Origin of the sequence: Blautia sp. AF32-4BH, from assembly GCF_003460565.1 — a bacterium.
Taxonomy (GTDB): Bacteria; Bacillota; Clostridia; order Lachnospirales; family Lachnospiraceae; genus Fusicatenibacter; species Fusicatenibacter saccharivorans.
Window position 1 is genome coordinate 206348 of sequence record NZ_QTVL01000004.1, and the last position, 14246, is coordinate 220593.

Consider the following 14246-nt stretch of genomic DNA (forward strand, 5'->3'; position numbering starts at 1 on the left):
GTACTCTCGGAATCTTTTTGTTTCCTCTATCTCTGCAGATTTGTTCCGCCCTGCTTCATGATCTGCTCAATCTCTTTTTCGCTGACCACGTTGGCATCGTGCTGAATCATCAGCTTTAAGACGCTTGCAGAAATCGCAAAATCGATGATTCTCTGCGGCGCAAAATCATGCGCCATCGCGTGAATCAGTCCTGCACCAAACGCATCACCGGCTCCGACTGCCTCAAAGCTGTGTACTTTGTGAACCGGGCTCTCATAGAATTTTCCGTCTTTCAGGTAAATTCCCATCCAGTCGCCGTCCTCCACGGTGTAGAGATTGCGCAGCACGCTCGCAACTGCTTTACAGTTCGGGAACTGTTTCTGAATTTCCAGCATGCCCTCTTTGTAAGACTCGATCTGTTCAATGCCGCGCGACATATCTCCATCATACGCCGGAATGCCAAGCGATGATTCAAAGTCCTCATCATTTGCAATGCAGACATCCACGTAAGACATCAGACGGCGCATGACGCGCTGTGCGTCCTTTGCTGACCACATTTTTCCGCGGTAGTTGAGATCACATACCACCTGAATTTTTTTCTCTTTGCAGAGCATAAGAGCGCTCTCCAGCGTCTTTTCGATCTCGCAGCTGATGGCCGGCGTGATACCGGAGAAATAAAAGAGATCCACGCCCTCGAGCAGTTTTTCCCAGTCAAACTCCTCCGCTTCTGCCATCGCGATCGCGCTGTAGGCGCGGTCATAAACCACGCTCGTCGGTCGGATGTTGGTTCCCTTTTCAAAATAGTAAATACCGACGCGGCCGCCGCCCCGCAGAACACGGGTCGTATCCACACCGAACCGGCGGATTTCATTGATGGCCGCCTGTCCGACCTGGTGCTCCGGCACTTTTGTCACGTAGGAAACATCGTTCCCGAGTGTTGCCAGAGAAACTGCGACGTTCGCCTCCGCGCCGCCGTAACTGGCTTCAAAGGTATCTGCCTGCAGTATTTTCAGATGCTCCGGTGTTTTTAAACGCAGCATCAGTTCTCCGAATGTAAGTATTTTCATGATAAAATCCCCTCCAGAAACATTTTGTTTTTCACCTCAATACCTTTTTATCTTACGCTGTTTTCTCCCCGGACGCAAGAAAAAAAGCGCAAAAAAGCGGCTTCCTGTTTCGATTCAGAAGCCGCTTTTTCTGCGTTTTCTCTTATTCTTTTACTGCTCCCAGTGTAATACCGGTTACGAAGTATTTCTGCAGGAACGGATATACAATCAGCATAGGAACAAGGGCGATAAATACCTTTGCTGCCTCCAGTGATTTGTTGGAGTTCTGTGCTAACTGCTGATACTGCTCTGCAGTCAGGGTTACGCCTACCGGGATCTGAACGGAGATCTGACGGATGTAGGTCTGTAACGGATAGTTCGTCTCTTTGTTCATTAATACCAGGCCCTGGAAATACTCGTTCCAGTAACCAACGGATGTAAACAGGACGATGGTTGCGATAACCGGTTTGGAACACGGAACTACAATCTGCCACAGGATACGCCACGGGCCGGCGCCGTCTACACGGGCTGCCTCCTCGAGGTCTCCCGGGATGCCGCGGAAGAAGTTCATCATCAGGAGTACGTTGAATACCGGAACAGAACCAGCCAGAACCAGTGCTGCCATCGTATCGATCATACCATAATTTTTAACGGTGATGAACCACGGAATGGTACCACCATTGAACAGCATACAGAATACCAGGATCCACATCAGGACGTTTCTCGGTTTGTACTCTGTTTTGCTCTTTGCCAGCGGATAGGACATCATAATCAGGACAACCATGGTCCATATGGTTCCAATCACAACTCGCTTGATGGAAATCCAGAAGGAATTCCAGAATGCGGAATCACCCATAATCAGGCTGTAGGATTTTACGTTTGATCCGATCGGGTAAATCGTTACAAGACCGCCCTCAGCGGCTGCTTTTGAAGAAATAGATACGCAGAACGTATACCATAACGGATAAAAACAGCTGAATGCCAGGAGAATCAGGATGATAGCATTTATGACTTTAAACGCTTTGCTGCCAAAACTCTTGCTTTCTATCATAATTTCTGCCCTCCTTAGAAAATCTTGTAATCAGCAAACTTGTAAGCACAAACATAAGAAGTAACAACCAGCACGAAGCTGACAACAGATTTAAAGAGACCTGCTGCAGTAGCCAGCGAGAACTGCATGTTTGTAATACCAATACGGTATACGTATGTATCGATGATATCACCAGTTTCAATAACCAGCTGGTTGTACATGTTGAATACCTGGTCGAAACCTGCATTCAGAACGTTGCCCATTGCCAGTGTGGTCAGAAGAACGATGGTCGGAACCAGTCCCGGGATGGTGATGTGCCATACACGTTTCCAGCGGCTTGCGCCGTCGATTGCAGCTGCCTCGTAAAGGCTCGGGCTGATGCCGGTCAGCGCTGCAAGATAAATAACTGCGTTGTAACCGAACTCTTTCCATACATCAGTTCCGATCAGTAACTGACGGAAGATGCCAGGCATGGTCATCGGAAGAACGGTATCCGTTGCACCCATTGCGCTGCGGACCGTGTTGAAAATTCCGTTTGCGCCAAGGATATTGGTGATGATGTTTGCAAGGATAACCCAGGATACGAAGTGCGGCAGATATACGATCGTCTGAACCGTCTTTTTGAACTTCATATTCTTTACCTCATTCAGCAGCAGTGCGAACACCAGCGGAATGATGATATTCAGGATAACCTTTGCGATTGCAATAATCAGAGTATTGACAAGTGCCCGTTTTGCATCCGGGATAACGGTCAGGTATTTAAACCATTTCAAACCTACCCACGGAGAGCCGAACCATCCTTTGCTCGGATTGTAATCCTGGAATGCCATTACAATACCAACCATCGGAACGATAGAAAACATAAACAGCCAGATATAACCCGGCAGAACCATTAACGTATAGTGAAAGGAATTTGACAGCCCGAGATGGCCTTTTTTCTTCTTCACGGCAAGCTCCTCCTTTGATGTCATTTTTTTAAAGTAGTGGGGTACAGGCTTTCCTGTACCCCACCCTCCACATCATACATTTACATTAGTTACTCAGCCAGGTAATCTTTTACCAGCTCAAGGATCTGATCACCACCCTGTACATGCCAGTCGGTGCAGAACTGATCCCACTCGTCAAGGCTCTTCGCACCAGTGATGAACTGAAGGATACTCTTGTCTTCCAGGTCAGAAATCTGGGTCCAGTAGGTATCCATTCCGTCGATGGTGTAGTACAGTTCAGAATAGATCTTGTGATCCGGCTCAAGTGTTGCGTATGGACGATCACCAATCAGCAGTGCATAGAATCTGTTGAACTGTCCGTTGTTGGTGTTGACATCCATATCGGTTACTGTCAGATCTCTGGATCCGTCATAGTCCTCAGAGATAACGTCTTTCAGAGTTGCGGCATCGTTTGCCAGGTTCTTGTACAGACCGTTGAATTTGCTTCCGCCCTGCTGATAATCATCTGCGCTTGCTTCGCCTTTGATGATTCCCATCAGTGCATCATACTCATACTCGCACTCGTCAGTAGCTGCCATGGTGTTACGCAGCGGATACCAGCCGATTGCTACAGAAGTATCGAAGGTAGACTCATCACGAACGAGTACGTTGTTCATGATAACAATGGCTTTCTTCACATCATCCGATGCGTTTTTGTTTACCATAGTATAAGTGGTTCCAACGTCTTTCATATGAATATTCCACTCACCGTCTTTGGTGTACAGCGGATATGCCTGCCAGTTTGCATTGTTATCGTTACGGAAGGAATCCGGGTTTCCGTATCCAAGGCTCCACCATGGTCCCATGAAGATACCGCAGGTTCCGTTCTTAACATTGTTTGCATTGTCGCCGTTGGTTGTGGTTCCAACCTCCGGGTTGATGAGGCCTTTTTCATACCAGTCATGTAAGGTGGTAAGGGCTTCTTTCATTTCATCTGTTGTAGTTCCCCAGTACAGTTCGCCGGAATCATCTTTCAGAAAATACCCCGGTGTTGCATTGAATGCCTGATATACAGCATCGAAACCGTATCCGTTGTTGGAGGAGTTCAGGAAGTTGGAGTAGGTTCTTCCGCCGTTATCAATACCTGCGATTGCATAATCCGGGCTGAGACCTGCGTCTTTAAATTTCTGAGCTACTTCGCCGAGTTCATCTACGGTCTTCGGAACTTCCAGTCCTAACTGATCCAGCCAGTCCTGACGGATAAAGTACAGGTAAACACCATCGGTATCTACCGATATGTTTGGCAGTGCACAGAAGGTTCCGTCTACGGTTGCATTGTTGATCGCACGTCCTTCGGTAGTCTCGATGATTTCTTTTACCTGTTTGGATGCGTACTGGTTGAACTCCGGCCAGAGGTCTGCAAGAAGATCTGCTCTTGCTGCCTGTACCAGGTAGTTACGGGTTGGTGCAACGACTGCATCCGGAAGGGAAGCAGATGCGATTGCCAGAGATACTTTCTGCTGGAAGTCAGATGCATTACCTGCAGTCCAGTCGCAGACAACTTTGATGTTGTAGTTATCCAGAAGGTATCTGGTGTACTGGTTGTTATCTACGGAATCGCCGTCCGGAAGTGTGGTATCCTTCGGGTCGATCTGATATCCATAATGTACTTCTACGACATGATCAAATTTTGCAAACGCACGATCGTCATTTTCACCCGGTACTGCATCATCTGCTTCATCAGCTGCTGCAACCCAGTCACCAGAACCTGCTGCATCGCCGGAGCCGCTGTCCGATGAGGTATCCTTTGCTTCATCGCCGCCTGCCGTACTTGATGCTGTTGTGCCGCTGCTCTTGCTGTTTGTGTCAGAACTGTCTCCTCCAGTGCTGCCACATGCTACCAGGCTTACGATCATGGTGCTTGCCAGTAATGCAGAAATTACTTTCTTTTTCATTTGGTGTCCTCCTTGTGATTTACGTTCTTTTTGCGTGCTCCGTTGTTGCTTTTGTCCAGGCTTACGAAGAATCCATTGTTTTTAATCATACGTTTTGCCTAAAACTTTCACATTTTCGTCACACTTTTTATGCAATGATTATACCTCTCTTCCACCCGTTTTGACAAGCATTTTTTATGTATTTTTCACAATTTATTTCGTTTTTTTAATTCATATTGTCGATTTTGTACACTATTTTAAAATTTATAGTCAATCTTGACTTTTTCTTTTTCGTTATTCTTTTATCTATTGACGGATTTTTTGTGCTTTTTCCGTCATTTTGTATATTCCTCGTATTTTCAGACATTTTACCTGCAGAGCCTTCTACCGGCAGTTCCCTCCGAATGCCGGGCAGCACAATAAAAAAGAACCTCTTATCTCTCCCCGGGAATACTTCTTTCCGGAAACATAAGAGGTTCTTTTTCTTTTTTTGTTCTTTATTCTGCTTTTTTCTTCTCTTTTGGAATAATAATATTCAGTACAATCGCCGCAACAGCTGCCGGAACAATACCGGAGCCGCCGAAAATCAGCTGGATATAATAAGGAAGCTCAGAAGTTGCTCCCGCTGTGGAACCAAGGCCGTAGCCAAGACCCAGTGCAACAGAAACGATCGTGATCTCACGGCTCGTAATCGGCTCTTTTGTGATGAGCTGGATACCGGAAACCAGAATTGACGCAAACATCATAACGGCTGCACCGCCGAGTACGGACTGCGGCATAATGGATACAAATGCTGCAATCTTCGGGCAGAGTCCGCAGAGGATCAGGAAAATGGCTCCGCAGGAAAGTGCCATACGGTTTACGATTTTTGTCATCGAAATAATGCCGACGTTCTGTGCAAAAGAAGTATTCGGGAGAACGCCGAGTGCTGCTGCAAAGCTGGATCCGAGACCGTCGCAGATGATACCGCCGGAAAGCTCAGAATCGGTTGCCTCGCGGTCCATACCGCTCTCTACGCAGGCGCAGATATCGCCGACCGTCTCAACGGTTGTTACGATGAACATGATCGCTACCGGGAGAATTGCCTCCACACGGAAGACTGGTTTTACCTCAGCCAGTTTTCCAAAGCCTGCAATACCAGGGAGTGCGAACCAGGACGCATCTTTTACCTGCTGGAAATTGACAACCCAGGAATATGTATAGGAAACAGTGCTTCCATCCTCAAGAACCGCCGTTCCGGTATGCGGCAGAACCATGGTCATAATAATAGCTACCACGTAGCCGACTAAAATACCGATCAGAATTGAAGCCGTGCTTAAGATTCCCTTCGGATTTGTAAAGTGCTTCAGTGCCAGCGTTACAATCAGAACGACCATGCCAAGGAACAGGTTCTGTATGGAACCGTAATCGTTCGTTCCGGAACCGCCGCAGAGATAATTGATTCCAACCGGAATCAACGAAAGACCGATCGCCATAACGACGCAGCCGGTAACAACCGACGGGAAAAATTTACGAAGCGGCTTTAAACAGACGCCAAGCACGCCCTCAAACAGACCGCCGACAATTGTCGCACCAAGGATAGCGCCGTACGTCAGCGCGCCCTGTCCCAGCACGGCTGTCACGCTCTTGAATACGCCGAGGAATCCAGAAGATGTACCCATAACAATCGGCACTTTACCGCCGATCGGTCCAATCGAAAACATCTGTACCAGTGTTACAATACCGGCTACTGTCATTGCATTCTGCAAAAGAGCCGTACGAAGTGCACCGTAGCCCGCATCCGCCGTCAGACCGCACGCTCCCATGATGATCAGAAGCGGGGTAAGGTTTCCTATGAACATCGCCATTACGTGCTGCAATCCAAGCGGAATCGCCTGCTTCAGCGGAATCCGTCCTTCAAAGGTGTACGGGGTTCCCATAGCTGAACTTTTTTCTTTTTTCATTGCTTTTCTCCTGCTTTTGTAGATTTGGGCTGCCTTGCCTTTCGGTATGGAATATGCCCTGCACAGCCGGAATTTTTCCGGCAAAGCGTCCTTGTTTTTTCTTATAGATACTTATAAGTTTTTCTTTTTAAACAAGTCTTCTTCATAAGCTGTGCTTTTATGTAAAAAGATTATCATGTTTCTTTTTTCCCGTCAACCCGCATCTTGTACAGAATTCCATAAAAAGGAGACACCGGTCTGTGTTCCTCATCTCACAGATCAATGTCTCCTTGTTTTCTTCCTTCAATTTAAGCGTTCTGGAAATCCTCAATCGCTTTTACGGTGCGGTTATATTCTTCCGTCACCTTCTGCATCAGATCATCCGTCTCGGTCTCCTGCAGCGGTCTTAACCGCTCGGTCAGCTCGGCGCTTGGCTCGTACAGATTTTTAAAACCAAGATTCTGGCACACGCCTTTTAATGTATGAGCTGCACGGAATGCAACCTCAATATTTCCGTCCGCCAGTGCCTGGCAAAGCTCCTGATAGCTCGGATCCTGAGGAAATTTTAAAATGATCCGCTGAATCAGAGATTCACTGCGAAGCCGCTGAACGGTTTCCTCGTAATCTGCTCCCATCTGCATGTAGCAATCTTTTAATGTCATCTTCTCTTCCTCTTCCCTGTATGCAAATTCATTACATATTAATGCAAACAAGTTCTTTATCAATACATAAATAATTATATTTCTCGCGCAAGCTCTTGTCAACTTCTGCTTTTCATTATTTTTGCATTATTTTTGTTTACTATACGCTCTATTTCTGAACATAAAATATCTTTTTTCTTACGTTTTTCTTAGGTTTTTATATTACCTGTATATTGCATTTATGCATAATAATACAACTCACTCGCATATTCTGTCGTTTTATTCACACGGTACCGCGTGAAAGTCTATTTCTTCTGTCTAGTCTCGTTGCAAAATGTAATGTTTTTTGTACCCTGTAATTTTCGTTATTTTTCTGTGTTTCTTCTATCTTTTATGCAAAAAGGGACCCCCGTTCTTAACCGGAGATCCCTTTGGATTTCTCAAAATCAGATTAGCAGATTCCCTGAGCCATCATAGCGTCAGCTACTTTCTCAAATCCTGCGATGTTAGCGCCCATAACATAGTCGCCCTCATGGCCGTAACGTTTTGCAGCATCAACCATGTTGTGTGTGATGTTGATCATGATGCTCTTCAGTTTTGCATCAACTTCTTCGAAGGTCCAGGACAGACGCTCGGAGTTCTGGGACATCTCGAGTGCGGATGTTGCAACACCACCTGCGTTTGCAGCTTTTCCAGGTGCGAAGATTACGCCGTGCTCCTGCAGATATTTGGTTGCTTCCAGAGTAGTAGGCATGTTAGCGCCCTCGCATACTGCAGTGCATCCGTTCTCAACAAGTGCTTTTGCATCCTCAAGCAGCAGCTCGTTCTGAGTTGCGCAAGGAAGAGCAAGGTCTGCTTTTACAACCCATACGCCGCGTCCTTCGTGGTACTCGGAGTTTGGACGATATTTCTTGTACTCGGTCAGACGAGCACGATTTACTTCTTTGATCTCTTTTAATGCAGCTACATCGATTCCGTCTGGATCGTAAACCCATCCGTTGGAGTCAGAGCAGGTGAGAACTTTCACACCAAGCTGAGTAGCTTTCTCGATTGCATAGATTGCAACGTTTCCGGAACCAGATACACAAGCGGTCTTGCCTGCGATGTCGATGCCGTTCAGTTTCAGCAGCTCCTGGGTCAGGTACAGCAGTCCGTATCCGGTAGCCTCTGTTCTTGCTAAAGATCCGCCGTAGCTTAAACCTTTACCAGTCAGAACGCCTTCGTATACGCCGCGGATTCTCTTGTACTGTCCGAACATGAAGCCGATCTCTCTTGCGCCTGTTCCGATGTCACCAGCCGGTACGTCGGTGTCTGCGCCGATATATTTGCAAAGCTCTGTCATAAAGCTCTGGCAGAATGCCATGATCTCTCTGTCAGATTTTCCTTTCGGATCGAAGTCAGAACCACCTTTACCTCCGCCGATCGGAAGGCTGGTCAGTGAGTTTTTGAATACCTGCTCGAATCCCAGGAATTTGATAATACCAATATTTACAGAAGGATGCAGACGGATTCCTCCTTTGTAAGGTCCGATTGCACTGTTAAACTGTACACGATATCCGGTGTTTACATGAGCCTGTCCTTTATCGTCTACCCACGGCACACGGAATTTGATCTGACGCTCTGGCTCTACCATTCTCTCCAGAAGAGCGACTTTTCTGTATTTTTCCTCGTTTGCTTCAATAACAGGGCGAAGAGATTCCAGAACCTCTTTGACTGCCTGATGGAATTCCGGCTCAGCTGGGTTTTTTGCAACTACGGACTCAATAACCTCATCTACGTATGACATGTTAGTTTCCTCCTTGAAATTTCTCCCTTAATGTAGTGCAGAAAGATTTCTTTAAAAGATCCATCTGCGGTTCTCATCAGCCTTAAAGCGTGGAGAAAATCATTTCCGCACTCTCTCGCGTCTCCGGTGGATTCTCCCGTCCTCCGGATCACTTAATTTTATAAGGTCAACGATTGGTTGATATTATAGCATAAAATATCCGGTTTTTGCAATATTTCACGCAAAAAATTCCTAATAAATCATGATTTTGTAGCGTTTTCTAATATTTACCCAGTATTTTTGTCGATTTTGTATATTTTTACCGAAAGTACTATAAAATTTCGCGTGCTGATTCTTTAGAAAATAAAGATTAGCTGCGGTTTTTTGTTTTTATATTAGGTGTTTTCGATTTTTTCTTCACGCTCCAGCCAAAGGTTCCCTGCTTTTTCCCGATTCCAAAGTACTCTCCGTGGGAATACACAATCGGTTTCGCGCGGTTCAGATCGAAGCGGCCGCGCTCATCCATGTATGCCTCATCCGCATGGACAGCCACAACTTTTGCAAGAAACATGTGATGCGAGCCCAGTTCGAGCACCTGCTCCACTTTACACTCGATATTAACCGGCGACTCCCCGATCATCGGTGCGGAAATCTCCTCCGCCTCGACTTTCGTCAGTTTCATCTCTTTGAACTTATCCACATCTCTTCCCGAGCGCACGCCGCAGTAGTCGGTCGCATAGCAGAGGTCCTCCGTCGTCAGGTTGATGACGAACGCACCGCTCTCTTTGATCATCTGATAGCTGTAGCGTTCCGGCCGCACCGAGATCGATACCATCGGAGGATTCGTACACACCGTGCCGGCCCAGGCAACGGTGATGATGTTGTCCTCCCCGTTCTTTCCGCGCACCGACACCATGACCGCCGGCAGCGGATACAGCATATTTCCCGCTTTCCATGTCTGTTTTCCCATTCTTATTTCTTTCCTTTCCTCTTTTTCACCCTTTTATGACCGAAAAAAGCGTGCCCCGGATCTGTTTTCAGGCCCGGAACCACGCTTTTTTATTTTTTCTGTTTTTACTGATTCTGCAGCGCCATCATAAATGCCGGAATCAGCTGTTTCTTTCTCGACACAACACCCTTCAGCTCGCAGCTGACCTCGTTGACCGGAAGATCTTCAAAAGCTTTTTCGATGACTTCCTTTGCCCCGCTTCCATAATACAGAAGCTCTGTAGATTCTTCTATAATATTGGTCAGCATAAAGAATACCATCTCGATGCCGTGTTTTCCGCACTCGCTTTCCATCTGCGGCAGAAGCTGTTCCTTGATGGATTCCAGCTCGCCCGCATCGAGGGATGTAATCTGGCCGACACCAAACGTAACATCGCCCATGATGAATTTTTTGAAATCCTGGTAGAAAATCTCCTCCGGAGATTTATCCTTCAGATTGCTTCCTGCGCGGAACATTTCGGATGCAAACTCCGGAATGCTGATGCCTGCAATGTCCGCCAGAGCCTCTGCTGCCGCTTTATCAAGAAACGTACACGTCGGCGACCGGAACATCAGCGTATCGGAAATGATGGCTGCGCAGAGCAGTCCTGCGATGTTCGGCGCGATCTCCAGCTCTTTTTCCTTATAAATTTCATACATAATCGTTCCCGTGCAGCCCACCGGCTCATTGCGGAACATAACCGGCGCCATCGTCTCAAGTGATCCCAGACGATGATGGTCGATGATCTCGAGAATCTCCGCCTCTTTGACGTTATCGACCGCCTGTGATTCCTCATTGTGATCGACGAGAATCAGTTTCTTTCCTGCATTTCCGATCAGATTCCGGCGGGAAATCGTTCCCACATATTTTCCTTTCTTGTTCAGAATCGGGAAATCGCGGTGTCTCTGATTTTTCATAACTTCTTTGATATCATCGAGGAAATCTTCGGTGTTGAACGTGATCAGATTGCTTCTGCGCATCAGATATTTGACCGGAATACTCTGGTTAATCAGACGCGCAATCGTATACGTGTCATGCGGACTGCTGATGATCACACAGCATTTTTCCTCTGCAAATTTCTGAATCGTTTTCGTCACCTTTGCGCCAAGTCCGACGATAATGCAGCTTGCATCCATCTCGATTGCACAGAGCTGGTCCTCCGCACGGTTTCCGAGAATGACAAGGTCATCTTTTTCGATGTAGTTCTCCATCGTATCCGGATGGAATGCGCCGACAACGACTTTTCCGCGGATAAAATATCCATGCTCATTTCCGACAATGACAGATCCGTCCAGCGTATCCGCGATACTGCGGTATTGCGTCCTTGCCAGTGACATGACATGGCTGTCATAAGAATCCATATAGGATTCCGCGATATCACTGACCGTGATCACGCCCTGCAGATCATTGTCCGGCGAAGTAATCGGCAGTGTGACTACATTGTTGTTTTTCATCATGGAATACGCTTTTTTCACGGAAATCGTACCCGGCACGCTCGGCACCTCGTGAATCTCAATTTCCTTTACCTGCGTTCCCGCATTCGGCAGGTAGCCCGGCGCACGCACCCCAAAGCGCTTCAGTACATACTCGGTCTCCTCATTGATCTGACCGGCACGGCGTGCCACGTAGGTTTTTGTTTTATCCGTTCTGTTTTTGATATCCGCATAGGCAATCGCCGAACAGATCGAATCCGTATCCGGATTTTTATGTCCAATTACATAAACTCTTGAATTTGATTTCATAATAGTACTCCTCCCTTCTGTATGTTTGTGGTATACAGTAAGTTCGTCCCGGTAGTTTTACTTCTTTTTTTGTAACGACTACAGTTACTGCTCACTTCGTGACCAGTAACCGCCGCCCTGCACATGCAAATTCGCTCCGCGAAGTTCCGGGCGGCCACCTGAATCACTTTCTCCTGCAGCCGCGCAGCAAGTGCGCGTCTCAGTAATTTTGGTAACGACTACACACATATTACCATCCTTTTTTCATCTGGTCAAAGAAAATCTTTTATGTTAAGATAAACGCAGATAGAAAAACGTGCAAAATTGAACCCGATTTTTTCATAAATCCACAATTTTCCTCTCGTTTTCCTGTTATTCTTACGAAAAAGGGGTGTTTCATTATGTCAGAAGAAAAATTAACCATGGATGACTTCTCCGCAGAGCTGGAAGCTTCCTTCAAAAAAATTGAGGAAGGCGACATGCTCACCGGAACCGTCATCTCCGTAGATGAAAAAGAGGTGATTCTCGATCTGAAATACTACGCAGAGGGCGTCATCCGCGCCGAGGACTTCAGCAACGAGCCTGGCTTCTCCTTAAAAGACGCTGTTCAGGTCGGTGACGAAATCACCGCAACCGTGATCCGCAAAGACGACGGCCACGGCAACATTCTTCTCTCCCGCGCAGAGGCAAACGATATCCTCGCATGGGAAAAACTCGCACAGTACAAAGAAGAGAAAACCGTACTGGATGTAAAAGTCAAAGGAATCGTAAACGCCGGTGTTATCGCTTACGTCGAAGGAATCCGCGGCTTCATCCCGGCTTCCAAACTCTCCCTGAACTACGTGGAAGATCTGAATGAATACTTAAACAAAGACATTCAGGTACAGGTTTTTGACCTCGACAAAGAAAAAGACCGCCTGATCCTCTCCGCCCGCGAGCTTCTCCGTGAAAAAGCAGATGAGGACCGCAAAGAGAAAATTTCCAACGTAGAAGTCGGCCTTGTTACCGAAGGAACCGTGGAAAGCCTGCAGCCATACGGCGCATTCATCAACCTCGGAAACGGCCTCTCCGGCCTCGTCCACATCTCCCAGATCTGCGCCAAACGCATCAAACATCCGTCCGCAGTTCTGGCAGTCGGCGATAAAGTCAAAGTAAAAGTCATCGCCATCAAAGATGGCAAACTCAGTCTCTCCATGAAGGCACTCGACGACGTTGCCGCCGAAGAAATTCAGGAAGAAACCATCGAACTCCCGGAGACAGAGGAAGTGACAACGACACTGGGATCGCTGTTTAAAAATATTAAGCTGAACTAAAGTTGCATCAAAAAAACAGACTTTCCATTCTCACGCATTCCTGCGTGTATCTGGAAAGTCTGCTTTCTATTATAAGAATTCTATTAGCCCTTTACAGCTCCAATCACAATACCTTTCACAAAGTATTTCTGGAAGAATGGATACACAACCAGAATTGGAAGTGCTCCCATAACTGCAACGGCCATTTTGATACCAGTTGCCGGAAGTGTAATGCTTTGTGTCAATGCTCCTCCTGAAGCACCGCTCATCAGATACTGCACATCCAGAAGCATCTTATTCAGCAGAACCTGAATACTGTACAGTTTATCGTTGTTGATATAGTACAGACCATTCAACCAGTCATTCCAGTATCCGAGGCCGACCAGAAGTGCCAGTGTAGCAATAATCGGCGTAGACATCGGAAGAACAATTTTTGCCAGAATTCTCCACTCACCTGCTCCGTCAATTCTTGCAGCCTCGATGACCGCATCAGGAATATTGGTGGTGAAATACGTTCTCATCATGATGACATAGAAAGCTCCCATCAGAAGATTTGGAACAATCAGTGCCCAGATGGTATTTTTAATATGAAAGATTCCAGTCCACATCATATAGGACGGTACCAAGCCACCGTTGAACAACATCGTAAAGAAAATCACAAAGGAGAAAAATGCTTTTCCCGGAAGCTCTTTTCTTGACAGTGGATAGGCAAACAGTGTTGTCAGAGTCAGGTTTGCCACGGTTCCGACTACCGTTACCAGTGCGGAAATGATATAACCTCTTACAATACTGCCTGAATCTACCAGCAGTGTTTTGTATGCATCAAAACTGATTTCACGCGGCCAGAAAGAATATCCATATTTTAATAGAATGTTCTCTTTGGTGATTGATGACATAATCAGCAGAATAAACGGGACGATACACATAGCGGACAGTAAGATCATAATCACATTAGCTGCAATCTGAAAGCTTTTATTTCTTTCAACCATTTTTCATACTCTC

At 46.6% G+C, this 14246-nt stretch carries 11 protein-coding genes; 1 reads left to right on the forward strand and 10 read right to left on the reverse strand.

The window, feature by feature from the left end; all coding sequences use genetic code 11:
• Window positions 1-26: 26 nt before the first annotated feature.
• The 9 genes from DWZ44_RS07170 to DWZ44_RS07215 all read right to left on the reverse strand — a co-directional run bounded on the left by DWZ44_RS07170 (window position 27) and on the right by DWZ44_RS07215 (window position 11973).
• Window positions 27-1046, reverse strand: a complete 1020-nt coding sequence (locus DWZ44_RS07170) for a sugar kinase (RefSeq protein WP_117804506.1) — start codon at window positions 1044-1046, stop codon at window positions 27-29.
• Between the two features lie 142 nt (window positions 1047-1188).
• Window positions 1189-2076: a carbohydrate ABC transporter permease gene (locus DWZ44_RS07175; protein ID WP_117510684.1), complete on the reverse strand. Its 888-nt coding sequence runs from the start codon at window positions 2074-2076 to the stop codon at window positions 1189-1191.
• A 14-nt stretch (window positions 2077-2090) separates the two neighbouring features.
• The gene (locus tag DWZ44_RS07180) at window positions 2091-3002 is read right to left on the reverse strand and encodes an ABC transporter permease (RefSeq protein ID WP_238033680.1); all 912 of its coding nucleotides are present in this window, start codon (window positions 3000-3002) and stop codon (window positions 2091-2093) included.
• Between the two features lie 89 nt (window positions 3003-3091).
• Window positions 3092-4936: an extracellular solute-binding protein gene (locus DWZ44_RS07185; RefSeq protein WP_117510680.1), complete on the reverse strand. Its 1845-nt coding sequence runs from the start codon at window positions 4934-4936 to the stop codon at window positions 3092-3094.
• Window positions 4937-5412: 476 nt separating this feature from the next.
• Window positions 5413-6858: a uracil-xanthine permease family protein gene (locus DWZ44_RS07195; protein ID WP_117510677.1), complete on the reverse strand. Its 1446-nt coding sequence runs from the start codon at window positions 6856-6858 to the stop codon at window positions 5413-5415.
• A gap of 287 nt (window positions 6859-7145) precedes the next feature.
• The gene (locus DWZ44_RS07200) at window positions 7146-7499 is read right to left on the reverse strand and encodes an Hpt domain-containing protein (RefSeq protein ID WP_055220310.1); all 354 of its coding nucleotides are present in this window, start codon (window positions 7497-7499) and stop codon (window positions 7146-7148) included.
• A 430-nt stretch (window positions 7500-7929) separates the two neighbouring features.
• Window positions 7930-9264, reverse strand: coding sequence for an NADP-specific glutamate dehydrogenase (gdhA, locus tag DWZ44_RS07205; RefSeq protein ID WP_022461212.1), 1335 nt, complete (start codon window positions 9262-9264; stop codon window positions 7930-7932).
• 349 nt (window positions 9265-9613) lie between these two features.
• A complete protein-coding gene (locus DWZ44_RS07210; RefSeq protein WP_117510675.1) occupies window positions 9614-10213 on the reverse strand; it encodes a flavin reductase family protein in 600 nt (199 codons plus the stop codon).
• 104 nt (window positions 10214-10317) lie between these two features.
• On the reverse strand, window positions 10318-11973 hold the full coding sequence (locus DWZ44_RS07215; RefSeq protein ID WP_117510673.1) for a putative manganese-dependent inorganic diphosphatase: 1656 nt from the start codon (window positions 11971-11973) through the stop codon (window positions 10318-10320).
• 380 nt (window positions 11974-12353) lie between these two features.
• Here DWZ44_RS07215 and DWZ44_RS07220 point away from each other — a divergent pair, with 380 nt between their 5' ends.
• Window positions 12354-13265, forward strand: coding sequence for a 30S ribosomal protein S1 (locus DWZ44_RS07220; RefSeq protein WP_117804507.1), 912 nt, complete (start codon window positions 12354-12356; stop codon window positions 13263-13265).
• Between the two features lie 83 nt (window positions 13266-13348).
• Here the strand turns inward: DWZ44_RS07220 and DWZ44_RS07225 are convergent, their stop codons facing one another.
• Window positions 13349-14233, reverse strand: coding sequence for a carbohydrate ABC transporter permease (locus tag DWZ44_RS07225; protein ID WP_117762170.1), 885 nt, complete (start codon window positions 14231-14233; stop codon window positions 13349-13351).
• Window positions 14234-14246 lie beyond the last annotated feature (13 nt).